Consider the following 25,514-nt stretch of genomic DNA (forward strand, 5'->3'; position numbering starts at 1 on the left):
TGGGGTAAGGCTCCCTGTAGACGACAGGGTTGATAGGCCGGAGATGGAAGCCTGGTGACAGGTGGAGTTGACCGGTACTAATAGGCCGAGGGCTTGTCCGCAGATGCTCGCGTCCACTGTGAATTCTCGATCGATGAACACCGGATTTGTTCCGGTGGTCATGGCGGGAGGGAAACGCCCGGTTACATTCCGAACCCGGAAGCTAAGCCTCCCTGCGCCGATGGTACTGCATGGGGGACCGTGTGGGAGAGTAGGACACCGCCGGACAATACTGCCCCAATAGCTCAGTCGGCAGAGCGTCTCCATGGTAAGGAGAAGGTCAACGGTTCGATTCCGTTTTGGGGCTCGGAAATCAAGGCTCTCGCTTTTCGGCGGGGGCCTTTTTCGCTGTCCGCGTCCGCACGCACGCGCCGACCCGCGGCCGGCGCCGGCCGGAGTTATTCGGGGATACGCAGCGTCAGAATGGCCATGTCGTCCGACGGGGCGTCAGCCGCGAAGCGCTCCACGGCCCGCAGCACCCGCGCGGCGACGGCGCCCGCGTTCAGGCCCGTGCACGAGCTCAGCACATCGGCCAGGCCGTCGTCCCCCAACATGCGCGTGCCCTCGCGGCGTTCCGTCACGCCGTCGGTGACGCACAGCAGGACGTCCCCCGGGTCGAGCATGGTGCTCTGCTCGTACAGCTCCAGATCGTCCATCACCCCGAGGAGCGGCTGAGGACTCGCGGCCGGCGCCACCGTTCCGTCCTGGGTGAGACGCAGCGGCAGCGGATGTCCCGCGCACACCATCTTCAGCAGCGCGCCGCCCTCCGGCTGCGGCCACAACTCGCCGTACAGCAGCGTGAGGAAGCGGGAGCGCGGGCCCTCCTCCAGGATCGCCGCGTTCAGCCGCTCCAGGACCGCCGGGCCGCCCAGGCCCTCGCGGGCCAGCAACCGGAGGGCGTGCCGCGCGAGTCCGGTGACGGCCGCGGCCAGCGGGCCCGTTCCGCAGACGTCGCCGATGGCGAACCCGTACGCGCCCTCGCGGATCGGGAAGACGTCGTAGAAGTCCCCGCCGACCTCGTTGCCCTCGCCCGCGGCCCGGTAGATGACCTCGACGTCCACGCCGTCGATCTCCGGCAGTTCAGGCGGCAGCAGGCTGCGCTGCAACGACTGGCTGATGGCGGTGCGCTCGCTGTAGAGGCGCGCGTTGTCCAGGGCGAGCGCGGCCCGGCGGGACAGGTCCTCGGCCAGCTCCAGGATGTCCTGGCGGAACCGCTCCTCCGAGGGCTTGCCGAGCGCCAGCAGGCCGATGACGCGGTTGCGCGCGATGAGCGGCAGAACGACCGTTTCGCCACCGACCGCCGAGGCGGTCGTCAGGCTGGTGCCCGGCACCCGCGACGAGTGCTCGCCCAGGGCCAGGCTCCGCAGCGAGCTGCGCAGGGCCGTGTTGTGCGCGGCGTCCGCCGGCGCGGTCCAGAGGCGGACGCCCAGGGTGATGTCCGGATCCGGCGGGGCCACGCGTTCGAGGAGTGCCTTGATGCCGTCGATGCGGTCCTCGTCCTCGTGCAGGACGTACGAGAGAACCGGCTCGGAGCCGAACTCGTGGATCGTGTAGACGGCGCACCAGGTGGCCAGCGTCGGGACGGTCATCTGCGCCATCAGCGCGAGCGTCTGGTTCCGGTCGAGGGTGCCCGCGAGCAGTTCCGACGCCTCGACGAGGAACGCCAGGGAGCCACGGCGCAGCCGCTCCAGCTCCGTGAGACGGGCGGATTCGACGGCGAGGGCGATCCGGTCGGCGGCGAACTGGAGGCGCAGCGCCTCCTCGTTGCTGTAGCGGCCCGGGGTCTCGGAGGCGACGCCGAGCGAGCCCGTCAGCCGGCCCTCGACCTTCAGCGGCACGGTCACCACCGCGTGCATGCCGGTGCCCGAGAGCAGCGGAACGGCGCCGGGCGCGATGGCCAGGTCCTCGTGCACCGAGGGCATGCGGGCGGAGCCGTAGCGCCCGCTGCCGGTCTCGACCGGGACGCGGGCGAAGCGCTGGCGCGCCGAGGGCAGTCCGGTGGTGGCCCGCACCTCGAGCTCGGTCTCGTCGTCCGTGGCGAGCAGCAGGAACGCGGCGTCGCCGTCGAGCATGTCGCGGGCGCGTTCCACGGTGCGCTGGAGCAGCCCGTCCAGGTCGTCCGGGGGAGGGGAGCCGATCAGCGCGTCCAGCGGGTCGCCGGTCCGGTCCAGGCCGTCGGCGCCGCCTCCGTGGCCCGGCAGGCGCGAGGGGCTCTGGAGGATGGCCCGCTCCTGGTCGCGCACGATGAGGCAGACCGTCGACGGCTCCCCGTGGGCGTCGCGGACGCGCAGGTGGCAGGCGTAGACCGGGATCGTTCTGCCGTCGGAGTCGCGCAGGCCGTAGCTGCCCTCCCAGCGGGAGAGGGCCAGGGCCTCGGCGATGCCGGTGCCGGTGCCCGGGGTCTGCGGCCAGGCCGCGAGATCGGACAGGGGCTTGCCGACGACCTGCTCCGCCGCGTATCCGAACAGCTCCCGGGCGTCCTCGTTCCACACCGTGATGCTGTCGGCGCGGTCGACCTGGACCACGGCCACCCGGGCGCGGGTGTCGCTGACCGGCAGCGCCTCGTCCGGCAGCACGGGCCCCGCGGATCGGGTGCCGATGGGGAGCACCTGCTGCTCAAGGCGGAACCAGACGCGCTTGTCGGTGGTGGTGTAGTCGACGCCCCAGCGGGTGGCGAGGGCCGCGCAGAGCAGCAGGCCGCGTCCGCCCTCGCTGCTGAGGTCCAGCCGGCCGCGGGAGATCTCGGCGAGCGGCAGCTCGCGCTCCGGGTGGCGGTCGGCGACCTCGACGCGGACCCCCTCCGCGTCGCGCAGGCAGCGGACCTCCGCGGACGTGCCGGCGTGCACCACCGCGTTGGTCACCAGTTCGCTGGTGAGAACGACGGCGTCCTCGATCAGGTCGGTGAGGCCCCAGCCCTGGAGGGTGTCCCGCACGAAGCCCCGCGCGGTCGCGACCGAGCGTCCGACCGGCTCGAAGGTGGCCGCAGCTCGCGCGGTGATCACGTCACTCCCCCAAAGGTCTGTCGTCAGTCCGGCGCCTCATCGGCAGCCAGTAGCCAGATTACTGACGTCGCCCGCCGCGGCGGACGGCGCATCCGATGATTTCCCCCTCCCCGGAGAATCAGTGGTATGCGATGCTGCCGAACTGTTATCGCCCGGTCTGTTGGGAGTGAAACACTGGAAGGGCCCCATGTGAAAGTCCGGGCGGAACGGTCGACCCTGCGGGAGGGACACAGTGGTGTCTGACGGAGCAGCTGCGCGTGCCGGCACGGCCGCGCGAACGAAGAGGTCGCGGAGCGGCGGTACCGTCGAAGTCGACGCCGTCGCCCTGAACCGGCTGCTCTCCGCGCTGGAGGCGATGCGGGACGGCAACCTCAGGAAGCGCCTGACCGTGGTCGGCGACGGTCCCATGGCGGAGATCGCGGCGCTCTACAACGAGGTCGCGGACCGCAATCTGCACCTCACCGGCGAGCTGGCGCGCGTGCGCCGCGTCGTCGGACGTGAGGGCAAGCTCACCGAGCGGGTCGAGACGGGGCTGTCGCAGGGCGCCTGGGCCAAGGCCGTTGACGACGCGAACGAGCTGGTGGACGACCTGGTGCGCCCGGTCGCGGACGTGGGCCGGGTGCTGACCGCGGTCGCGGACGGCGACCTGGGGCAGCGGATGGATCTGCGGGCCCAGGCGGAGAACGGCGCGAGCCGCCCGCTGCGCGGGGAGTTCCTGCGGGTGGGCCGCACGGTCAACAGGATGGTGGACCAGCTCTCGGAGTTCACCGTCGAGGTCACGCGGGTGGCGAGCGAGGTCGGCACCGAGGGCAAGCTCGGCGGCCAGGCCAAGGTGCCGGGGGTCTCGGGCTCCTGGAAGGACCTGACCGACTCGGTCAACACGATGGCCGCCCGGCTGACCGCGCAGGTCCGCGACATCTCGACGGTCACCAAGGCGGTGGCGGACGGCGATCTGTCGCGGCAGGTCACCGTGCATGTCGCGGGCGAGATGCTGGAGCTGAAGAACACCGTGAACACCATGGTGCGCCAGCTCTCCTCGTTCCAGTCCGAGGTGACCAGGGTCGCCCGCGAGGTGGGCACCGACGGCGTGCTGGGCGGCCAGGCGCGCGTGCAGGGCGTCAGCGGCGCTTGGAAGGACCTCACCGACTCCGTCAACCTGATGGCGGGCAACCTGACCCGGCAGGTGCGCGAGATCTCCGAGGTCACGCGAGCCGTGGCCAACGGCGACCTGTCGCAGAAGATCACGGTCACGGCGCGCGGCGAGGTCGCGGGACTGGCGGACACGCTCAACGCCATGACGGAGCGGCTGTCCTCGTTCGCCGACGAGGTGACCAGGACGGCCGTCGAGATCGGCACCGACGGCACCCTGGGCGGGCAGGCGCGGGTGCAGGGCGTGGCCGGGGTGTGGAAGGCGCTGACCGACTCGGTCAACACCGCCTTCAGGAACCTGTCGGACCAGGTGCGGGACATCTCCGAGGTCACGCGGGCCGTGGCCAACGGCGACCTGTCCAAGAAGGTCACCGTGGATGTGTCCGGCGAGATGCTGGAGTTGAAGAACACGGTCAACAGGACCGTCGACCAGCTGTCGTCCTTCCAGTCGGAGGTCACGCGCGTCGCGCGGGAGATCGGGGACGAGGGAGCGCTCGGCGGCCAGGCGTCGGTGAAGGGCCTGGCGGGTGCCTGGAAGGATCTGACCGACTCGGTGAACACGGTTTTCCGCAATCTGTCCGATCAGGTGCGTGACATCGCGCAGGTGACGACCGCGGTGGCCAACGGGGATCTCTCGCAGAAGGTGACCGCGAATGTCTCCGGGGAGATGCTCGAACTCAAGAACACCGTCAACAGGATGGTCGACCAGCTCTCCTCCTTCGCCGACCAGGTCACCCGGGTCGCGACCGAGGTGGGTATCGAGGGGCGGCTCGGCGGCCAGGCGTCCGTGGACGGCGTCAGCGGCACCTGGAAGGCGCTGACCGATTCCGTCAACCAGATGGCGTTCAACCTCACCGATCAGGTGAGGAACATCGCCCAGGTGACAACCGCCGTGGCGCGCGGTGATCTGTCGCAGAAGATCGACGTGAACGCCAGGGGCGAGATCCTGGAGCTCAAGAACACCGTGAACACGATGGTGGACCAGCTGTCGTCGTTCGCGAAGCAGGTGACCCGCGTGGCCCGCGAGGTGGGCACGGAGGGGCGGCTCGGCGGCCAGGCGCAGGTGGCCGACGTCGCCGGTGTGTGGCGCGACCTGACCGACTCGGTCAACGACATGGCGTCGAACCTGACCGATCAGGTGCGGAACATCGCCCAGGTCGCCACGGCCGTGGCGCGCGGTGACCTCTCGCAGAAGATCACGGTCGAGGCGCGCGGCGAGTTCCTGGAGCTGAAGGACACGCTCAACTCGATGGTCGACCAGCTGCTGTCGTTCGCGGACCAGGTGACCCGGGTGGCGCGCGAGGTCGGTACGGAGGGGCGGCTCGGGGGCCAGGCCGAGGTCGAGGGCGTCGCGGGGACCTGGAAGGACCTCACCCAGTCCGTCAACGGGATGGCGAACAACCTGACCTCGCAGGTGCGGAACATCTCGGAGGTCACCACCGCGGTGGCCTCGGGCGACCTCACCAAGAAGATCACCGTCGGCGCCAAGGGCGAGATCCTGGAGCTGGTCACCACGGTGAACACCATGGTGGACCAGCTGTCCTCGTTCGCCGACGAGGTGACCCGCGTGGCCAGGGAGGTCGGCACCGAGGGCCGCCTGGGCGGCCAGGTGGAGGTGCGCGGCGTCTCCGGCACCTGGAAGAACCTGACGGACAACGTCAACCTCATGGCCCGCAGCCTCACCACCCAGGTGCGGAACATTTCCGAGGTGGCGACGGCGGTGGCCAACGGCGACCTGTCCCGCAAGGTCACGGCGAAGGCCAGCGGCGAGGTCGCCGAACTCGCCGACACGGTCAACCGGATGGTCACCACGCTGTCGTCGTTCGCGGCCGAGGTCACGCGGGTGGCGCGCGAGGTGGGAACGGATGGGCGGCTGGGCGGCCAGGCCAACGTCCCCGGTGTCTCGGGCACCTGGCGGGACCTGACCGAGTCGGTCAACTCGATGGCGTCCAACCTCACCCTCCAGGTCCGCAACATCACCACGGTCACCACGGCGATCGCGGGCGGTGACCTGACGAAGAAGATCGACATCGAGGCGCGCGGCGAGATCCAGCTGCTGACGGAGACCCTGAACACGATGGTCGACCAGCTCTCCCTCTTCGCCGAGCAGGTGACCAAGGTGGCCCGCGAGGTGGGTACCGAGGGCCAGCTGGGCGGGCAGGCGCGGGTGCCGGGCGTCGCGGGGACGTGGAAGGACCTGACCGACTCGGTGAACGAGATGGCGGGCAACCTGACCGGTCAGGTCCGCGGCATCGCCCGGGTGGCCACGTTCGTGACCCGTGGCGACCACAACGTGAGCATCAGCACCGACGCGGCGGGCGAGATCCTGGTGGTCCAGGAGAGCGTCAACGCGATGATCAGGAACCTCAGGGACGCCACCCAGGTCAACAAGGAGCAGGACTGGCTCAAGGGGAACCTGGCGCGGATCTCGGCGCTGATGCAGGGCCGTCGCGACCTGAAGGACGTTGCGACGCTGATCATGAGCGAGCTGTGCCCCGCGGTGGCCGCGCAGCACGGCGGGTTCTACCTGTCGGTGCCGGTGGACGGCGACGAGAACCTGGTGGCCGGGGCCGGCGAGGGCGACGCGTACGAGCTGCGCATGATCGCCGCCTACGGGTACGCGCCGGACACGCAGGCGCTGTCGTTCCGGCCGGGTGAGGGCCTGATCGGGACGGCGGCCGGCGAGCGGCGCATCCTCCAGTTCGGGCCGACGCCCGAGGGGTATCTGCGGATCTCGTCGGGCCTCGGCGAGGCGCCGCCGGTCACGGTGATCATCCTGCCGGTGCTCTTCGAGGACCGGGTGCTCGGCGTGCTGGAGCTGGCGTCGTTCAAGCCGTTCACGCAGATCGAGCGCGACTTCCTGGCACAGATGGCCGAGATGATCGCCACCAGCGTCAACACGATCAGCGTGAACACCAGGACGGAGATGCTGCTGAAGCAGTCGCAGGAGCTGGCCACCCAGCTCCAGGACCAGACGGCGGAGCTGGAGCGGCAGCGGAAGGCGCTGGAGGACTCCAACGCCGAGCTGAAGGACAAGGCGGATCTGCTCGCCGAGACCAACCGCAACATCGAGGTGAAGAACTCGGAGATCGAGGAGGCCAGGCGCGGGCTCCAGGAGCGGGCCGAGCAGCTCGCCGTCTCCATGCGGTACAAGTCGGAGTTCCTGGCGAACATGTCGCACGAGCTGCGGACCCCGCTGAACTCGCTGCTGATCCTCGCCAAGCTGCTCGCGGACAACGCGGAGGGCAACCTCTCGCCGAAGCAGGTGGAGTTCGCCGAGACGATCCACGGCGCGGGCTCCGACCTGCTCCAGCTGATCAACGACATCCTCGACCTGTCGAAGGTCGAGGCCGGGAAGATGGACGTCAGCCCGGCGCGGATCGCGCTGGTGCAGCTGGTGGACTACATCGAGGCGTCGTTCCGGCCGCTCACGGCCGAGAAGAACCTGGAGTTCTCGGTTCGGGTCTCGCCCGAGCTGCCCGCCACCCTGCACACGGACGAGCAGCGGCTCCTCCAGGTCCTGCGGAACCTGCTGTCCAACGCGGTGAAGTTCACCGACACGGGTTCGGTGGAGCTGGTGATCAGGCCGGCCGCGGGCGAGGTGCCCGTCGAGATCAGGGAGCAGATGCTGGAGAGCGGGTCGGTGCTGTCCGCCGACGCGCCGCTGGTGGCGTTCGCCGTCTCGGACACCGGGATCGGCATCGCGGCGGGCAAGATGCGGGTGATCTTCGAGGCGTTCAAGCAGGCGGACGGCACGACGAGCCGGAAGTACGGCGGCACGGGGCTCGGCCTGTCGATCAGCCGGGAGATCGCGCGGCTGCTGGGCGGGGAGATCCACGCCGCCAGCGAGCCGGGCCGCGGGTCCACGTTCACGCTCTACCTGCCGCTCCAGCCCACGGAGCTGCCGCCGCCCGGCTACGGGCAGTTGGCCAGCGGGACGCTGAGCGTCGAGGCCGGTGCCAGGCAGCGGCCGGCGGCCATCGAGGCGGCGCCCGCTCCCGCGGTGGTCGAGACGGCGGCGGAGGGCGGCGCGGAGCCGGGGCAGGCACCGGCCGAGGGGCGCCAGGCGCGCAAGAGCCGCGAGGCGTCGATCGCGGCGGAGCGGGCGGCGGAGTCGCTGACCAAGCGGCACCGGGAGCGCTTCATGGAGAACGGCCACGCCAGGGAGAAGGAGCGCGAGCCCGAGCCGGCGGCGGAGTCGGAGGCGTCCCAGGCGGAGCGCCGGAGGGCGTTCCGGGACTTCCGGGGCCGGAAGGTGCTGATCGTGGACGACGATGTGCGCAACGTGTTCGCGCTGACCAGCGTGCTCGAGCAGCACGGGCTCCGGGTGCTGTACGCGGAGAACGGGCGCGAGGGCATCGAGGTGCTGGAGTCCAACGAGGACGTGGCGCTGGTGCTGATGGACATCATGATGCCGGAGATGGACGGGTACTCCACGACCGCCGCGATCCGGCGGATGCCGCAGTTCGCCGGGCTGCCGATCATCGCGCTGACGGCGAAGGCGATGAAGGGCGACCGGGAGAAGAGCATCGAGTCGGGCGCGTCGGACTACGTCACCAAGCCGGTGGACACCGATCACCTGCTGTCCGTGATGGGGCAGTGGATGGAGAACGGGGGCGTGTGACCTTCCCGTTGGGCCCGTCGGAGGGGAACTTACGAGGTCGTGGCCTCGTTCTGGCAATGTGTGCAGCGGAGTTCGCCGGAGTCGGGGTGCGTGGTATCGTGACGCAGCGCGATGCGTTGATCACCGGACGCCTCGCGCTGTTGATCGCTGGGTGATCGGGCAGGACGTTTTCTGGTGTGGCGGGGGCAAGGCCGGAGGATCTCCGGTCTCTCGCGACAGGGCGAGAGGGCCCATCGAATGCCGTTGCGCGCAGGCGTGGGGCGTACCAGGCTCGCTGGCAATGGTGCCGGAGAGGATGTCAACATGTCCGGCACAGGACCGGACGGCGTGAGGGTGCCGTCCACAACGGCGGCGCCACGCCGCGCCGCAGGGGCAAGGAGGACGGGCCATGGTGCAGAAGGCCAAGATCCTCCTGGTCGATGACCGACCCGAGAATCTGCTGGCGCTTGAGGCGATTCTCTCGGCGCTGGATCAGACGCTGGTCCGGGCATCGTCAGGGGAGGAAGCGCTCAAAGCGCTGCTCACAGAAGATTTCGCGGTCATCCTGCTCGACGTCCAGATGCCGGGTATGGACGGCTTCGAGACGGCGGCTCACATCAAACGGCGCGAGCGGACGCGCGACATCCCCATCATCTTCCTGACCGCGATCAATCACGGCCCGCACCACACGTTCCGGGGCTATGCGGCGGGCGCGGTCGACTACATCTCCAAGCCGTTCGACCCGTGGGTGCTGCGGGCCAAGGTGTCGGTCTTCGTCGAGTTGCACATGAAAAACATGCAACTGCGCGAGCAGGCTCTGCTGTTGCGGCGCGAGCTGGAGGGCGGCGCGCAGCCGGGAGCCGACAGCGACAGGGCCGCCGGAGGGCTGCTGCCCGAGCTGTCCGCACGGCTGGCCGCGGTCGAGGAGCAGGCCGAGGTGCTCACCAAGGAGCTGTCGGAGTCGGGCGGCGGCGCCGCCGTGTCGACCGCGGCCCACCTGGAGCGGAAACTGTCCGGTCTGCGCCGGGCACTTGACGCGCTCCAGCCGGGTGCGACCGAGCGGACGTCCGTGGAGTCGCAGCCGGGATAGGCGGATCGGCCGGGCCGCGCGCGGAAGACGGGATGCGGTCCGTGCCCCCGGCGCGCGTGCCCGGTAATCTCGCCTCCATGGCCTCAGGTACGTCCGGCAAGGGTTCCCAGGGCGCGCGAGCCGGGCGCGGCGGCGGTGGGGGAGCCAAGAAGGCGCCAGCGAAAAGGGCGCCCGCGAAGAAAGCCGCGGCCAAGAAGCCGGCGGCCCCGGCGAAGAAGGCCGCCCCGGCGAAGAATCTGGCGTTCCGCGTCGTCCGCGCGCTCTGGATGGGCATCGCGCACCCGGTGGGCGCGATGTTCCGCGGCATAGGGCGGGGTGCCAAGGGGCTCGACCCGGCCCACCGCAAGGACGGCCTCGCGCTGCTGCTCCTCGGCCTCGCCCTGATCGCCGCCGCCGGCACCTGGTCGAACCTCCAGGGGCCCGTCGGCGAGCTGGTCACCATCCTGATCACCGGCGCCCTCGGCCGTCTGGACCTGATCGCCCCCCTCGTCCTCGGGTTCATCGCCGTGCGGCTGATCCGGCACCCGGAGAAGCAGGAGGCCAACGGCCGCATCGTCATCGGGCTGAGCGCCCTGCTGGTGGGCGTGCTGGGCCTGGTCCATATCGCCACGGGCGCCCCGGGGCGCAGCGAGGGCGCGCAGGCGCTGCGGGACACCGGAGGGCACCTGGGCTGGGCCGCCTCCCGGCCCCTGATCCTCGCCGTCGGCGAGCCGCTGGCGGTGGCGCTGCTGACGCTGCTGACCGTCTTCGGGCTGCTGGTCGTCACGGCCACCCCCGTCAACACCATCCCCCGGCGGCTGCGCCAGGGGGCGACCAGGCTGGGCCTGCTGGACGGGAGTGGGCCCGGCACCGAGACCGAGATCCTGGTGGAGCGCTACCGGGAGCACGACGACACCGACTGGCCGCACCAGGCGCCGTCCCCCGACCTCGCGGAGCGCGCCGCCCTGGAGCGCCGCCGCAGGGCACGGCGCGGCGGCCGTGCCGGCGGCGAGGACAGCGGCGAGGACGGCGGGGAGGGCCGAGGTGCTCCGGGACGGCGCGGTCGCACGCGCCGCGCCGACCCGATCGACGTGGCGGCGGCGGCCGCGGCCGCCCTGGACGGGGCCGTGCTGCACGGCGTGCAGCCATCGCCGCTGGTCGCGGACCTCACCAGCCGGGTGACCGCCGGCGCGGGCAAGGCCGCCGACGGGGAGCTGGACGGGGAGCCCGAGCGGGCGGCCGTACCGGAGGAGGCCGGGCCGGGCGGCGGCAGCGTTCCCGACCTGACGAAGAACGCCCCCGAGCCCCTCGCCCCCCTCCCGCCGCGCGCCGAGCAGTTGCAGCTCTCCGGGGACATCACCTACTCCCTGCCCTCGCTCGACCTGCTGGTCCGGGGTGGTCCCGGCCGGGCCCGCAGCGCCGCCAACGACGCGGTGGTCGAGTCGTTGACCACGGTGTTCACCGAGTTCAGGGTGGACGCCCGGGTCACCGGTTTCACCCGCGGCCCGACCGTCACGCGGTACGAGGTCGAGCTGGGCCCGGCGGTCAAGGTCGAGAAGATCACCGCGCTGACCAAGAACATCGCCTACGCGGTGGCCAGCCCGGACGTCAGGATCATCAGCCCGATCCCCGGGAAGTCGGCGGTCGGCATCGAGATCCCCAACAGCGACCGCGAGATGGTCAACCTCGGCGACGTGCTGCGGCTGGCGGACGCGGTGGGCGAGGACCACCCGCTGGTCGTGGGCCTCGGCAAGGACGTCGAGGGCGGCTATGTCACGGCCAACCTGGCGCGCATGCCGCACATGCTGGTGGCGGGCGCCACCGGCTCCGGCAAGTCCTCCTGCGTCAACTGCCTGATCACCTCGGTGATGATGCGGTCGACGCCCGAGGACGTGCGGCTGGTGCTGATCGACCCCAAGCGCGTCGAGTTGACCGCCTACGAGGGCATCCCGCACCTCATCACCCCGATCATCACCAATCCCAAGCGGGCCGCCGAGGCCCTCCAGTGGGTGGTGCGCGAGATGGACCTGCGCTACGACGACCTCGCGGCGTACGGGTACCGGCACATCGACGACTTCAACGCCGCCGTGCGCTCGGGCAAGGCCACCGCTCCGGCCGGCAGCGAGCGGAACCTGGCGCCCTACCCGTACCTGCTGGTGATCGTCGACGAGCTGGCCGACCTCATGATGGTCGCGCCGCGCGACGTGGAGGACTCCATCGTCCGGATCACCCAGCTGGCGCGCGCCGCCGGCATCCATCTGGTCCTGGCCACCCAGCGGCCGAGCGTGGACGTGGTCACCGGGCTGATCAAGGCGAACGTCCCCTCCCGCCTCGCCTTCGCCACCTCGTCGCTCGCGGACAGCCGCGTCATCCTCGACCAGCAGGGCGCCGAGAAGCTGATCGGCAAGGGCGATGGCCTGTTCCTGCCCATGGGGGCCAACAAGCCCGTGCGGATGCAGGGCGCCTTCGTCACCGAGGACGAGGTCGCCGGGATCGTCAGGCACTGCAAGGACCAGATGGCGCCCGTGTTCCGCGAGGACGTGACCGTCTCCTCGGGCAGGAAGAAGGAGGTCGACGAGGAGATCGGGGACGACCTCGACCTGCTGTGCCAGGCTGCCGAGCTCGTGGTCTCGACGCAGTTCGGTTCGACGTCCATGCTCCAGCGCAAGCTGCGGGTGGGCTTCGCCAAGGCGGGGCGGCTGATGGACCTGATGGAGTCGCGCGGCGTGGTGGGGCCGAGCGAGGGATCCAAGGCCAGGGACGTGCTGGTCAAGCCGGACGAACTCGATGGCGTGCTCGCGCTGATCCGGGGGGAGACTCACCTCTAGAGTCCCAGGGGTCGACCATCCCGATGGCGTATAAAGCCGTCGGCCCGGTTGCTCGTTCCTTTCGGAGCCCCCCTAGACTTATAAACACAGCACGTGGCTCACGCTCGAAAGGCGCCCCCGTGTCCAACGGCAACTCTTCAGCCAAGGACCGGCCTTCCGTCGGTCGAATCCTCCAGCAGGCGCGCGTCGACGCAAAGCTGACCGTGGACGAGGTCAGTTCGTCCACTCGTGTGCGCATTCCGATCGTGCAGTCCATCGAACAGGACGACTTCTCCGGCTGCGGCGGTGATGTCTACGCCCGTGGCCACATCCGTACGCTCGCCCGAGCGGTGGGGGCGGACGCCGCCGAGCTCATCGAACTGTTCAACGAGCAACAGGCCACGGCCCCGCCCCTGCTCTCGTCCGGACCTCTGTTCGAGGCGGAGCGGATCCGTCCCGAGCCCCGCCGGCCGAACTGGACGGCCGCCATGGTGGCCGCGATCGTCGTGGTGATCGGCTTCGTCGGCTTCACCTTTTTCAGTGGTGGCGAGGGCGAGGACCCCGGCGCGGTCGCCGAGGGCTCCGAGTCGCCGAGCCCGACCGGCGAGACGGAGAGCGAGCCTCCCGAGAACACCACCGAGCCGGAGGAGACCAACACCCCCGAGCCGTCCGAGAGCGCGGTGGCCGCGGCGGCGGCGGACAAGGTCACGGTCAGGGCGACCGCGGAGGGCGGCTCCAGCTGGATCTCCGCCAAGGACGGCAACGGCGGCCTGATCTTCCAGGGGGTTCTGGAGGAGGGCGCCTCCGAGACGTTCACGGACGACGAACAGATCGACCTCATCATCGGGAACGCGGGAGCCGTCTCGCTCCACGTCAACGGAAGCGAGATCGAGACCGCCTTCGAAATGGGACAGGTGGAGCGCCTCAGTTACACCCCCGGCGACCCCAGCGAGGGCTGATCACGGTCCGTCCCGGGGCAGGCGGCGGCCCTGGGACGAAGTAGGGTGAGGCCATGTCCGAACGCCGCACCGTTGCCCTGGTCACCCTTGGTTGCGCCCGTAATGAGGTGGATTCAGAAGAGCTGGCGGGGCGGCTCGCCGCGGACGGCTGGGACCTGGTGGAGGACGCCGCCGACGCCGAGGTCGCCGTGGTCAACACGTGCGGATTCGTGGACGCGGCGAAGAAGGACTCGGTCGACGCGCTGCTGGAGGCCGGCGAGCTCAAGTCGGCGGCGGCCGACGGCGCGAGCGGGCGCACGCGGGCCGTCGTGGCCGTGGGATGCATGGCCGAGCGATACGGCAAGGAGCTCGCCGACGCCCTGCCCGAGGCCGACGCGGTGCTCGGCTTCGACGACTACGCCGACATCTCCTCGCGCCTCCAGACGATCCTGTCCGGCGGCACGCACGCCCCGCACATACCGCGTGACCGGCGCAAGCTGCTGCCCATCTCCCCCGCGGACCGGCAGGACGCGGGCGTCGCGCTGCCGGGGCACGGCGCCATCGCCGACCTGCCCGCCGGCGTCGCCCCCGCCTCGGGGCCGCGTGCCCCGCTGCGGCGCAGGCTCGGCACGGGCCCGGTCGCCTCGGTGAAGCTGGCCTCGGGCTGCGACCGGCGCTGCACCTTCTGCGCCATCCCCTCCTTCCGCGGCTCGTTCGTCTCCCGACGCCCCTCCGACGTGCTCGGCGAGGCCCGCTGGCTGGCCGGGGAGGGCGTGAAGGAGATCATGCTGGTCTCGGAGAACAACACGTCCTACGGCAAGGACCTCGGCGACATCCGGCTGCTGGAGACCCTCCTGCCCGAACTGGCCGCCGTGGAAGGGCTGGAGCGGATCCGCGTCAGCTACCTCCAGCCGGCCGAGATGCGGCCGGGCCTGATCGACGTGCTCACCTGCACCGAGAAGGTCGCGCCGTACTTCGACCTGTCCTTCCAGCACTCCGCGCCCCGAGTCCTGCGCGCCATGCGGCGGTTCGGCGACACCCGGCGCTTCCTCGACCTGCTCGGCACCATCCGCGCCAAGGCCCCGGAGGCCGGCGTCAGGTCCAACTTCATCGTCGGCTTCCCCGGTGAGACGGAGGACGATCTCGCCGAGCTCGAAACCTTCCTCACCGAGGCCCGGCTCGACGCCATCGGCGTCTTCGGGTACTCGGACGAGGACGGCACCGAGGCCGCCTCGCTCCAGGACAAGCTCGACCCGGACGAGATCGCCGAGCGGCTGGACCGCGTCTCCAGACTCGCCGACGAGCTCATCGGGCAACGCGCCGAGGAGCGCGTCGGCGAGCGCTCGCGCGTCCTGATCGAGTCGCTGGGCGACGGGGACGGCGAGGCGGCGGAGTCCGCGGAGGGCTTCGAGGGCGCCGAGGTGATCGCGGTCGGCCGCGGCGAGCACCAGGCCCCCGAGACGGACGGGCACATCCTGGTCATCGCGCCGCCGTCCGGCGCGGGAGGAGACCGTCCGCGGCCGGGTGTCGGGGAGTTCGCCGAGACGGAGATCGTCGCCGCCCGGGGCGTGGACCTCATCGCCGTGCCCGTCCCCGCCCCCGGCCCCGGCGGGGACGGAAGATGACGGATACGCCGGCCCCGGCCGACGAGGTGGGACCGAGGGCGGCTCCCGGGCGCACGGGCACTGCCGGCCTGTGGAACATCGCCAACATCCTGACGATGGTGCGCCTGCTGCTGGTCCCCGGCTTCGTGCTGCTCATGTTCGCCGAGGACGGCCACGACCCCGCCTGGCGCTCGGTCGCCTGGGCCGCGTTCACCGTCGCCATGATCACCGACCTGTTCGACGGGGAGCTGGCCCGCCGCAGGAACCTGGTGACCGACTTCGGCAAGATCGCCGACCCCATCGCCGACAAGGCGATCATGGGGGCGGCGCTGATCTGCCTCTCGGCCCTCTCCGACCTGCCGTGGTGGGTGACCGTGGTCATCCTGGTCAGAGAGCTCGGCATCACGCTGCTGCGGTTCTGGGTGATCAGGCACGGCGTCATCCCCGCCAGCCGGGGCGGCAAGGCGAAGACCCTCACCCAGGGCATCGCCGTCGGCATGTACATCCTGGCCCTCACCGGGCCGCTGGCGACGCTGCGGTGGTGGGTGATGGCCGTCGCGGTGGTGCTCACCGTGGCGACCGGTCTCGACTACGTCAGGCAGGCGATCGTGCTGCGCAGGGCCGGCCTGGCGAGGAATCGGACGGCGGACGGCGGAAGGGACAGCCGGTGAGCGGGAACGTGAGTCCGGACGAGCCACCGCTCGCGGCCCAGGTGCTGGGGCTGCTGGCGCGGCGCGGGCAGACGGTGGCGGTCGCCGAGTCGCTGACCGGGGGCCTGCTCGCGGCGGCATTGACCGGGATTCCCGGGGCCTCGCGGGCGTTCCTCGGCTCGGTCACGGCGTATGCCACCGAGGCCAAACGGGACGTGCTGGGCGTGGACGGCGCGGTGCTGGCCGAGCGCGGGCCCGTTGACGCGGAGGTCGCCAGGCAGCTGGCGCTGGGCGTGCAGGAGCTGCTGGACGCGGACTGGGGGGTGGCCACCACGGGCGTCGCGGGACCCGAGCCGCAGGACGGGAAGCCGGTGGGGACCGTGCACGTCGCCGTTTCGGGGCCGAGAACCGGGGGAGTGGTGGCGCAGCGGCTGAATCTGCGGGGAGACAGGGCCGCGATCCGGGCCAGCAGCGTGCGGGCGGCGCTGACTCTGCTGCGGAACGAGCTGATCGTCGCCCGGGAGGAGCAGGGTGGTGAGGGCACCGCGGCGGGGCAGGATACGGAACAGAACGGAGAGGATGGATGTTTGCAGCCCTGAGTGAACAAGACATCGCTCCCCGCCCCGTTGGAGTCCGAGGCGGTACGGTGGGGCATGAAGCAAGCGAGGCCAACGGTCCGAGGAGGGAGCCACCGATGATCCTGCTCCGTCGCCTGCTGGGTGACGTGCTGCGTCGGCAGCGCCAACGTCAGGGCCGCACCCTGCGCGAGGTGTCATCCTCCGCCCGGGTCTCTCTCGGATATCTCTCCGAGGTGGAGCGCGGGCAGAAGGAAGCCTCTTCCGAGCTGCTTGCCGCCATCTGCGACGCACTGGAACTGCGGATGTCGGAGCTGTTGAGGGAGGTCAGCGACGAGCTGGCCCTCGCCGAGCTGGCCCAGTCCGCCGCGAGCGACGCGGTGCCGTCCCTGGGGGTTCCCTCCGGGCGGGGCCTGGGGGAGCGTCCCATGCTCAATCCGGTGCGGGTGACATCCGTCACTCACCGTCCCGACGAGCACGTCACCATCAAGGCATCGAGCGAAGCCGTCGACGTCGTCGCGGCCTGATCTCTCAGCGTCCCCGGGGTCGAGCCCCGGGCGTCACGGCCGCAGGCGCAGCCCGCGCGGCGTCGCGTGGAAGCCGGCGGTCTCCAGGAGTCCCGTCCAGGCCGGATCGGCGAGGACCGGGGAGCCATTGACCCGCTCCACAGTGAGCGAGCCCAGGGCGCCGTCACGTGCGACCCTGGCCAGTCCCTCCGCGGCGGCCCGCAGCGAGTCCTCGGCGGTCTCCGCCTCCTCACCGGGCCAGGCCAGCAGGGTCCTCCCGCCCCTCTCCAGATAGAGCGCGAGCCTTCCCTCCACCAGCACCACCAGGGCGCCCGCCTTGCGCCCCGGCTTGTGGGTCGCCCCCGCCGGTGGCTCGGGCCACGGCAGGGCGGCGCCGAACGCGTTCGCCGGGTCGGCCGCCGCCAGCACCAGCGCCTGCGTCCCTCCCGGGGCGGCGCCCCGCTCCGCGGCCGTGCTGATCGCCCGCAGCCGGTCCACGGCACCGTCCACGGCGAACTGGGCCGCCCCCAGACCCTCGACCACGTAGCCGCGCCTGGCCTGGCCGCTGTCCTCGAACGCGGACAGCACCCGGTACGCCGCGGAGAAGCCGCCGGTGACGCCCTCGGCGGTGACCGCGCCGCGGGTGACGACCCCGTGCCGGTCCAGCAGCGTGCGGGCAAGGGCGTGCGCGCGGAGCGTGGGATCCGCCTCGGGCACCGGGGGAAGGGACCAGCGGCCCCCGACGGTGGGCGGCCCGTTCCGTGGGGCGGGCGCCCGGCCCCCGCCGATGGCCAGGGAGCCGTACCGGCCACGCGGCGCGGTGCGGCGGGCGCGGTGGGCGACGGACCCGGCGGTGCGTCCCGAGCCGAGCAGGGCCCGCAGCGGGCCGAGGGTGTCGTTGGTCAGCCGGCCCGACCAGGCCAGCTCCCACACGGCGTCGGTCAGCGCGGCGTCCCGGACGTCCTGGCCGGCCGCCCTGACCTGCTCGGCGATCTGCCGGAAGAACAGCCCGTACCCGCCGGACAGCGTATCGAGCACCGCCCGGTGCAGCGGCGAGAGCTCCAGCGGGTGCGGTGGGGGCAGCAGCAGGGGAGCCGTGTCGGCGGGGTAGAGGGCGACCCAGCCGTCCTTGCCGGGCAGGGCGCCGGCCCCGGCCCAGATCACCTCTCCCGAGGCCGTCAGCTCGTCGAGCAGCGGTGGCGCGTAACCGGAGACGCGGGAGGGCAGGACCAGCCGCTCCAGCGCGGAGGCGGGCACGGGCGTGCCCTGGAGCTGCTCGATCGCCCGCACCAGGCCGTCGATGCCGCGCAGACCGCCGCGGCCCGTGCCGCTCACGTGCTGCCACTGGGGCAGGAACGCGGCCAGCGCCGTGGGCGGCACCGGCTCCAGCTCCTCGCGCAGCGCGGCGAGCGAGCGCCGCCGCAGCCGGCGCAGGACCGTGTGGTCGCACCACTCGTGGCCGACGCCGCCGGGCCTGAACTCCCCCTGCACCAGGCGCCCTTCGGCGGCCAGCCGGTGCAGGGCGCCGTCGGCCACGGCCGCGCCGAGGCCCAAGCGGGCTGCGGCCTGGGCCGAGGTGAACGGGCCGTGGGTGCGCGCGTACCGGGCGAGCAGGTCGCCCAGCGGGTCGCCGACCGGCTCGGTGAACGCCTCGGGCACGCCGACGGGCAGCGCGGCGCCCAGGGCGTCCCGCAGTCGCCCGGCGTCCTCGATGGCGGCCCAGTGGTCGCGGCCCGCGAGGCGGATCCGCAGCGCACGTCGGGCGCCGGCCAGCTCGGCGGCCCACTCGGGACGGGCGCCGCGTTCGGCCAGCTCCTCGTCGGTGACCGGGCCGAGGACGCGCAGCAGGTCGGCGACGCCCTCGGCGTCCTTGACCCGGCGCTCCTCGGTCAGCCACCGGAGCTCGCGCTCCAGCTGGGCGAGCACGCCGGGGTCGAGCAGCTCGCGCAGCTCGGCGCGGCCCAGCAGCTCGGAGAGCAGCCGGGAGTCCAACGAGAGGGCGGCGGCGCGCCGTTCGGCGAGAGGGGAGTCGCCCTCGTAGAGGTACTGCGCGACATAGCCGAACAGCAGGGAACGGGCGAACGGCGAGGGCTCGCGGGTGGTGACCTCGACCAGGCGGACCCGCCGCGCCTCGATGTCGCCCATCAACTCGGTCAGGCCGGGCACGTCGAAGACGTCCTGAAGGCACTCGCGGACGGCCTCGAGCACGATAGGGAAGGAGCCGAACTCGGCCGCGACGGACAGCAGTTGGTGGGCGCGCTGGCGCTGCTGCCACAGCGGGGTGCGGCGACCCGGGTCGCGCCGGGGCAACAGCAGCGCCCTGGCGGCGCATTCGCGGAAGCGGGCGGCGAACAGCGCGGAGCCGCCCACCTGGTCGGTGACCAGCTGGTCGACCTCGGCGGCGTCGAACAGCACGTCGCCGACGCCGACGGGGGCCGAGGCGTCGTCGAAGGCGGCGTCCGCGGGCCCCGACGCGGGGCCGAGGGCATCGGGGTCGAAGCCGGAGTCGGCGGCCAGCAGATCGGCGTCGGGCAGCCGCAGCACGATGCCGTCGTCGGCGTGCAGCACCTGGGCGTCCAGCCCGAAGCGTTCGGTCAGCCGGGCGCCGAGGGCCAGCGCCCAGGGGGCGTGCACCTGGGCGCCGAACGGCGAGTGCACCACCACGCGCCAGTCGCCCAGTTCGTCGCGGAACCGCTCCACCACGATCGTGCGGTCGTCGGGAACGTGGCCGCAGGCCCGGCGCTGCTCGTCCAGATAGGCCAGCACATTGTCCACGGCCCAGGCGTCGAGCCCCGCGGTGGCCAGACGGGCGCGGGCGGCCTCGGGGTCCAGCCCGCCGATCTCGCGCAGGAACGCGCCGAGCGCGCGGCCGAGCTCCAGCGGGCGACCGAGCTGGTCCCCCTTCCAGAAGGGCAGGCGCCCGGGGACGCCGGGGGCGGGCGTGACCAGCACGCGGTCACGGGTGATGTCCTCGATCCGCCAGGACGTGGTGCCGAGCGTGAAGACGTCGCCCACGCGCGACTCGTAGACCATCTCCTCGTCCAGCTCGCCGACCCGGCCCCCGCCCTTCTGCGGGTCGGCCCCGGCGAGGAAGACGCCGAACAGGCCGCGGTCGGGGATCGTGCCGCCCGAGGTGACGGCGAGCCGCTGGGCGCCGGGGCGGCCGGTGAGGGTGTGCGCGACGCGGTCCCAGACCAGCCGGGGCCGCAACTCGGCGAAGGCGTCGGACGGATAGCGCCCCGCCAGCATGTCGAGCACCGCGTGGTACGCGGACTCGGGCAGGGCGGCGAAAGGCGCGGCCCGCCTGACCAGGGCCAGCAGCTCGTCGACGTCCCAGGTGTCCATGGCGGTCATCGCGACGAGCTGCTGGGCCAGGACGTCCAGCGGGTTCGCCGGGACGCGCAGGGACTCGATGGCCCCGGCCCGCATCCGCTCGGTGACCACGGCCGACTGCACCAGGTCTCCGCGGTACTTGGGGAAGACCACACCGGCCGAGACGGCCCCGACCTGGTGTCCCGCGCGGCCGACCCGCTGGAGTCCGGAGGCCACCGAGGGGGGCGACTCGACCTGGACGACGAGGTCGACGGAGCCCATGTCGATGCCGAGCTCCAGGCTGGAGGTGGCGACCACGGCGGGCAGCCGCCCGGCCTTGAGGTCCTCCTCGATCAGGGCGCGCTGCTCCTTGGAGACGGAGCCGTGGTGGGCGCGGGCCAGCACGGGGGCCGCGCCCCTGGCCGCGCCGGAGCCGCCCATCAGCGCGGCGGGCGCGTGCTCCTCGGGAAGCGTCTCGCCGGTGGCCCGCTCGTGGGCGATCTCGTTCATCCGGTTGCACAGGCGCTCGGCGAGCCGGCGGGAGTTCGAGAAGACGATCGTGGAGCGGTGGGCCTGCACGAGGTCGACGATGCGCTCCTCCACCGAGGGCCAGATCGAGGGCACCTCGCCGGAGCCGGGGGCGTCGGGCACGGGGGAGCCCCCCAGCTCGCCCATGTCCTCCACCGGCACCACCACGGAGAGCCGGAACTCCTTGGCCGAGGGCGGCTGGACGATCTTCGCCTTGCGCTGCGGGGAGAGGAAGCGCGCCACCTCGTCCACCGGGCGCACCGTGGCCGAGAGCCCGACGCGCCGGGCGGGCCGGGGCAGCAGGGCGTCCAGCCGCTCCAGGGTCAGGGCCAGGTGGGCGCCGCGCTTGGTGCCCGCCACGGCGTGCACTTCGTCCACGATGACCGTCTCCACCCCGGCCAGGGACTCCCTGGCCGCGGAGGTCAGCATGAGGAAGAGCGACTCGGGGGTGGTGATCAGGATGTCCGGTGGGCGCCTGACCAGGGAGCGGCGCTCGGCCGCGGGGGTGTCGCCGGTGCGGATGCCGACCCTGATCTCGGGCTCGGGCAGGCCCATGCGCACCGACTCCTGCCGGATGCCGGTCAGGGGACTGCGCAGATTCCGCTCGACGTCGACGGCCAGGGCCTTCAGCGGCGAGACATACAGGACCCGGCACCGCTTGTGCGCCTCGGCGGGCGGGGGCGCGGAGGCGAGCCGGTCGAGCGAGGCGAGGAAGGCGGCGAGGGTCTTGCCCGACCCGGTCGGCGCGACGACCAGCGCGTCCGCCTCCTCGGCGATGGCCTGCCAGGCCCCGACCTGCGCGGCCGTGGGCGCCTGGAAGGCGCGCGAGAACCAGGCCCGGGTCGCCGGGGAGAAGGCGTCGAGTGCCGAGAGTGGGTCCATGCCACCATCGTGCACCCCGCGACTGACAGGCGGGCGGGCCGGCGAGTGGCGGGCCGAAGGGTGGCGGGCCGAGGGGCGGCGGGGCGGCGGGATACTGGGGACATGCGGTTGACGGACTTCTGGGAGCGGATGAACGAGCACTTCGGTGCGCCCTACGCGGACTCCTTCGCCCGGGACCATGTGATGTCCGAGCTCGGCGGGCGGACGGTCTGTGAGGCACTGGACGCGGGCTGGGACGCCAAGGACGTCTGGCGGGCGGTCTGCACGGCCTTCGAGGTGCCCTCTCACCTGCGGTGACGCGGCTGATCTGCGCTTTTCTGAGATCCCCACAGATCACGGGAGTCACTTGACACGCAAATCGAACAGCCATTCTCATGGAAGGGCAATCGGCGATTGTCAGTGGCGGGCGCTAGCGTCCGTGATGTGAAGCGATCTAATCAGACGGACCGGGTGGCACCCATGGCAGGTACGGACCGCGAGAAGGCACTTGAAGCCGCTCTCGCCCAGATTGAACGGCAGTTCGGCAAAGGCGCGGTGATGCGCCTGGGTGAGCGGCCGAACGAGCCGATCGAGATCATCCCCACCGGCTCCACGGCCCTCGATGTGGCCCTCGGCGTGGGCGGGTTGCCGCGTGGCCGGGTGGTGGAGGTCTTCGGCCCCGAGGCCTCGGGCAAGACGACACTGACGCTCCACGCCGTGGCCAACGCCCAAAAGGCGGGCGGCACGGTCGCGTTCGTGGACGCCGAGCACGCGCTCGACCCCGAGTACGCCCAGAAGCTCGGGGTGGACGTGGACCAGCTGATCCTGTCCCAGCCGGACAACGGCGAGCAGGCGCTGGAGATCACGGACATGCTCATCCGCTCCGGCGCGCTCGACCTCATCGTCATCGACTCCGTCGCGGCCCTGGTCCCGCGGGCCGAGATCGAGGGCGAGATGGGCGACTCGCACGTCGGCCTCCAGGCCCGGCTGATGAGCCAGGCCCTGCGGAAGATCACCGGCGCGCTCAACCAGTCGAAGACCACGGCGGTCTTCATCAACCAGCTCCGTGAGAAGGTCGGCGTCATGTTCGGCTCCCCGGAGACGACCACGGGCGGCCGGGCGCTGAAGTTCTACGCCTCGGTGCGGCTGGACATCCGCCGCATCGAGACGCTCAAGGACGGCACCGACGCCGTGGGCAACAGGACGCGGGTCAAGGTCGTCAAGAACAAGGTGGCGCCCCCCTTCAAGCAGGCCGAGTTCGACATCCTCTACGGCTTCGGGATCAGCCGCGAGGGCGGCCTGATCGACATGGGCGTGGACAACGGGTTCATCCGGAAGTCCGGCGCCTGGTACACGTACGAGGGCGACCAACTCGGCCAGGGCAAGGAGAACGCGAGGAACTTCCTGCGGGACAACCCCGACCTCGCCAACGAGATCGAGAAGAAGATCAAGGAGAAGCTCGGCATCGGCCCGAAGACCGAGGCGCCCGTTGGCGAGCCGGACAAGGACGCGGCGGGCGTCGTCGCCGAGGCCACCGCGACGACAGCCGCGGCGGCGGCCACCCCGCCGGCAGCGACCTCGCCGGCAGCCGCCCCGGCGGCCAAGGCACCCCGGGCCGCCAAGCCCGCGGTGGCCAAGAGCTGACGGTGACCCGGCGCAGCGAATGGCCGGAGCGCCCGGCACCCCAGGACAGCGGTGGCCCCTTTGCGTCGAGGGCCGGTGAGGGGCCACCGCGCGCACCACGGGACCCGGTCGAGCGGGCGCGGGCGATCTGCCTGCGCCTGCTCACCGGGACCCCGCGCACCCGGCGGCAGCTGACGGACGCCCTGCGCAAGCGGGAGATCCCCGAGGAAGCGATCACGGAAGTCCTCGACCGCTTCGAGGAGGCCGGGCTCATCGACGATGCCGCGTTCGCGGCGGCGTGGGTCGAGTCCCGGCACCACGGGCGGGGTCTGGCGCGCACCTCCCTCGCCCGCGAGCTGCGGACCAAGGGGGTGGCGGCGCCGGTGATCGCGGAGGCGGTCGCCCAGCTCGACCCGGAGCGCGAGGAGGAGACCGCCCGAGCCCTGGTGGAGCGCAGGCTGCGTTCCACGCGGGGCGTCGAGCCGGTGAAGCGGCTGCGGCGGCTGGTCGCCATGCTGGCGAGGAAGGGCTACGCGGAGGAGCTGGCGCTGCGGGTGGTCCGCGAGGCGCTCGCGGCACAGGCCGCCGACGGCGGCACGGAGACGGGCGGCCCGGGTCCGGACGGGGAGCGGGACGGGGCGTTCTAGCGCGCCGGTTCGGGCTCCTCGGTCCTGCCGCGCAGGACGGCCACGCAGGCACGGAGGGACTGCTGGTCGGCGCCCGGGAGGGCGGCGGCGAGGTGGCCGTCCGGGCGGACCACCAGCAGGGTGTGCGCACCGGCCCCGGGATACTCCTCGGTCACCAGCAGCTCCGCGGGCAGCGGCAGGGTGTTCGCCGTCGCGGCCAGCTCGGGCATCAGCCCGGCCGTCAGCCAGTGCCTGGCGTCCCACACCCGCGCCCCCGGCGCGGTCAGGACCAGCAGCAGCGGGCCGCCGAGCCGGTCCCGCAGCCGCCCCAGGTCCCCCTCCAGGGTGATCACCGGCACGTCGGCGACCGGCGCGCCGGTCGCCGTCTCGGTGACCGCGGCCCGGCGCGGGGCGCAGGCGATGGGGGAGGAGCCGTACCGCGGCGGGGCGCCCAGGGCGCCCCGGCCCAGGTGGCTGTCGGCGAGCAGCGTCAGCCTGCCGCCGCCCCGGGCCGCGAGCCGCGTGGTCAGCCCGCCCCGGCCGCGCACCAGCGGAAGTGCCTGGTCGACGGCGCGCAGCCGGGCGCCGACGGCGATGCGCCGCTCCGCCTGGTAGCTGTCGAGCAGGGAGTCGGCGTCGCCCTCGTGGCAGGCGACGGCGAGCTTCCAGGCCAGGTTGTCGGCGTCGCGCAGGCCCTCGGCGACCTGCTGGGTGCCGAGCGCGCCGAGCAGGTGGGCCGCGTCGCCCGCCAGGAAGGCGCGCCCCGAACGCCAGCCGCGGGCCAGCCGCTGATGGCAGACGTGCACGCCGGTGTCGAGGAGCTCATGGGGCGGCAGGTCCCCGCCGTGCCAGGCCGCCAGGGTGGTGTGCACCCGCTCCAGCAGGGCGTCGGGGGTGACCAGCCCGTTGTCCGGGGGCAGCGGCCAGTCGAGCCGCCACCGGTCCCCCGCCAGCGGCCGGGCCGTGACCTCGCCGGCCGGAAGCCCGCGGTGCAGCCCGGCCTCGTCCGGCCAGGGCAGCTCGGCGCCGACGGCCGCCACCGCGAACCGTTCGACCCCGGTGCGGCCGGGGAAGGGGATCCGCAGCAGCTTCCGCACGGTGGAGCGGGGCCCGTCGCAGCCGACGAGGTGGCTGCCGCGCCACTGCCGGGTCAGGTCGGGCCGCCCCTCGGGCGCGTGGGCGACGGAGTGCGCGAGCACCTCGTGCTCGCGCTGCTCCAGGTCGGTGATCCGGTGGCCCCTGGCGATCCGGACCAGCTCCTGCCGCGCCACCGCGTCCCGCAGCGCCCGCTCCAGGGCGTGCTGCGGGACATGGCGCGGGGCCGCTTCCGGGTCGAGCCGCTCGTGCAGCACGGTCCTGCCCCGCTGCGTGGACCGCCAGGCGGTCCACGCCGGGGCGTGCCCGCCGGTCCCCGGCATCCCGGCCCAGTGGGCGATGTCGTGCGGCAGCACGCAGGTGCGGGCGAGGCGCACGGGGGGCGGTCCCTGGGCGCCGTCGAGCACGACGGTCGGGACTCCGTGCCCGGCCAGGGCAAGCGCCAGCGCGAGCCCCACGGGGCCCGCGCCGGCGATGATCACGGGCAGCACAGCATGTATGCAACGGCAGCGGGAATCGGGCGTCAA

Annotated in this window: 13 protein-coding genes, 1 tRNA gene, 2 rRNA genes and 1 pseudogene; 14 read left to right on the forward strand and 3 right to left on the reverse strand. The window is 72.4% G+C overall.

The genetic code is table 11. From position 1 onward, the window contains the following. The 3 genes from ADY01_RS00005 to ADY01_RS00015 form a co-directional block, all read left to right on the forward strand. Positions 1–101, forward strand: a 23S ribosomal RNA gene (locus ADY01_RS00005); the annotation flags it as partial. Positions 102–150: 49 nt separating this feature from the next. After that, positions 151–267, forward strand: a 5S ribosomal RNA gene (gene rrf / locus ADY01_RS00010). A gap of 6 nt (positions 268–273) precedes the next feature. After that, positions 274–346, forward strand: a tRNA-Thr gene (locus ADY01_RS00015). 91 nt (positions 347–437) lie between these two features. Here the strand turns inward: ADY01_RS00015 and ADY01_RS00020 are convergent. Beyond that, a complete protein-coding gene (locus ADY01_RS00020) occupies positions 438–3,041 on the reverse strand; it encodes a SpoIIE family protein phosphatase (RefSeq protein WP_049563736.1) in 2,604 nt (867 codons plus the stop codon). Between the two features lie 235 nt (positions 3,042–3,276). Here ADY01_RS00020 and ADY01_RS00025 point away from each other — a divergent pair, with 235 nt between their 5' ends. The 8 genes from ADY01_RS00025 to ADY01_RS00060 all read left to right on the forward strand — a co-directional run bounded on the left by ADY01_RS00025 (position 3,277) and on the right by ADY01_RS00060 (position 16,963). Beyond that, on the forward strand, positions 3,277–8,814 hold the full coding sequence (locus tag ADY01_RS00025) for a HAMP domain-containing protein (protein ID WP_049563746.1): 5,538 nt from the start codon (positions 3,277–3,279) through the stop codon (positions 8,812–8,814). Positions 8,815–9,202: 388 nt separating this feature from the next. Next, entirely contained in the window at positions 9,203–9,883 is a 681-nt protein-coding gene (locus ADY01_RS00030) for a response regulator (protein WP_049563749.1), read from the forward strand. Positions 9,884–9,960: 77 nt separating this feature from the next. Then, a complete protein-coding gene (locus ADY01_RS00035) occupies positions 9,961–12,690 on the forward strand; it encodes a DNA translocase FtsK (protein ID WP_199826128.1) in 2,730 nt (909 codons plus the stop codon). Between the two features lie 119 nt (positions 12,691–12,809). Continuing rightward, complete coding sequence (locus tag ADY01_RS00040) at positions 12,810–13,628, forward strand: helix-turn-helix domain-containing protein (protein WP_049563753.1); 819 nt, start codon at positions 12,810–12,812, stop codon at positions 13,626–13,628. A gap of 53 nt (positions 13,629–13,681) precedes the next feature. After that, positions 13,682–15,232, forward strand: a complete 1,551-nt coding sequence (rimO, locus tag ADY01_RS00045) for a 30S ribosomal protein S12 methylthiotransferase RimO (RefSeq protein ID WP_049563755.1) — start codon at positions 13,682–13,684, stop codon at positions 15,230–15,232. After that, the gene (gene pgsA, locus ADY01_RS00050; RefSeq protein ID WP_078899876.1) at positions 15,229–15,882 is read left to right on the forward strand and encodes a CDP-diacylglycerol--glycerol-3-phosphate 3-phosphatidyltransferase; all 654 of its coding nucleotides are present in this window, start codon (positions 15,229–15,231) and stop codon (positions 15,880–15,882) included. Before rimO ends, pgsA begins: the two co-directional genes overlap by 4 nt. Next, positions 15,879–16,460 carry a CinA family protein gene (locus ADY01_RS00055; protein ID WP_234319962.1) on the forward strand — a complete coding sequence of 194 codons (582 nt, stop codon included), beginning with the start codon at positions 15,879–15,881 and terminating at the stop codon, positions 16,458–16,460. The genes pgsA and ADY01_RS00055 overlap by 4 nt, the downstream gene beginning before the upstream one ends. A gap of 95 nt (positions 16,461–16,555) precedes the next feature. Further along, positions 16,556–16,963 (forward strand): helix-turn-helix domain-containing protein, encoded by a 408-nt coding sequence (locus tag ADY01_RS00060; protein ID WP_049563757.1) that lies wholly within the window; start codon positions 16,556–16,558, stop codon positions 16,961–16,963. A gap of 33 nt (positions 16,964–16,996) precedes the next feature. Here ADY01_RS00060 and ADY01_RS00065 read toward each other — a convergent pair whose 3' ends face one another. Then, positions 16,997–21,664, reverse strand: coding sequence for an ATP-dependent helicase (locus tag ADY01_RS00065; protein ID WP_049563759.1), 4,668 nt, complete (start codon positions 21,662–21,664; stop codon positions 16,997–16,999). Between the two features lie 102 nt (positions 21,665–21,766). Between ADY01_RS00065 and ADY01_RS00070 the strand changes: the two genes are divergently transcribed. The 3 genes and pseudogenes from ADY01_RS00070 to recX all read left to right on the forward strand — a co-directional run. Then, the gene (locus ADY01_RS00070) at positions 21,767–21,961 is read left to right on the forward strand and encodes a DUF3046 domain-containing protein (protein WP_049563760.1); all 195 of its coding nucleotides are present in this window, start codon (positions 21,767–21,769) and stop codon (positions 21,959–21,961) included. A gap of 162 nt (positions 21,962–22,123) precedes the next feature. Next, complete coding sequence (gene recA / locus ADY01_RS00075; RefSeq protein ID WP_049563762.1) at positions 22,124–23,287, forward strand: recombinase RecA; 1,164 nt, start codon at positions 22,124–22,126, stop codon at positions 23,285–23,287. Next, positions 23,197–23,913: pseudogene (gene recX, locus ADY01_RS00080) on the forward strand (recombination regulator RecX); the annotation flags it as partial. The gene recA and the pseudogene recX, both read left to right, overlap by 91 nt. On the opposite strand, the gene ADY01_RS00085 reads toward recX, so the two are convergent. After that, complete coding sequence (locus ADY01_RS00085; protein WP_063784069.1) at positions 23,910–25,478, reverse strand: FAD-dependent monooxygenase; 1,569 nt, start codon at positions 25,476–25,478, stop codon at positions 23,910–23,912. The pseudogene recX and the gene ADY01_RS00085 sit on opposite strands and share 4 nt — an antisense overlap. Between the last annotated feature and the right edge of the window lie 36 nt (positions 25,479–25,514).

This window comes from Streptomyces sp. SBT349 (assembly GCF_001083795.1).
GTDB lineage: Bacteria > Actinomycetota > Actinomycetes > Streptomycetales > Streptomycetaceae > Streptomyces.

Coding starts and splice junctions, on each gene's coding strand:
- ADY01_RS00030 (WP_049563749.1), top strand. CDS start 9,203: ATGGTGCAGAAGGCCAAGATCCTCCTGGTCGATGACCGACCCGAGAAT.
- ADY01_RS00035 (WP_199826128.1), top strand. CDS start 9,961: ATGGCCTCAGGTACGTCCGGCAAGGGTTCCCAGGGCGCGCGAGCCGGG.
- rimO (WP_049563755.1), top strand. CDS start 13,682: ATGTCCGAACGCCGCACCGTTGCCCTGGTCACCCTTGGTTGCGCCCGT.
- pgsA (WP_078899876.1), top strand. CDS start 15,229: ATGACGGATACGCCGGCCCCGGCCGACGAGGTGGGACCGAGGGCGGCT.
- ADY01_RS00060 (WP_049563757.1), top strand. CDS start 16,556: ATGATCCTGCTCCGTCGCCTGCTGGGTGACGTGCTGCGTCGGCAGCGC.
- ADY01_RS00065 (WP_049563759.1), bottom strand. CDS start 21,664: ATGGACCCACTCTCGGCACTCGACGCCTTCTCCCCGGCGACCCGGGCC.
- ADY01_RS00070 (WP_049563760.1), top strand. CDS start 21,767: ATGCGGTTGACGGACTTCTGGGAGCGGATGAACGAGCACTTCGGTGCG.
- recA (WP_049563762.1), top strand. CDS start 22,124: ATGGCAGGTACGGACCGCGAGAAGGCACTTGAAGCCGCTCTCGCCCAG.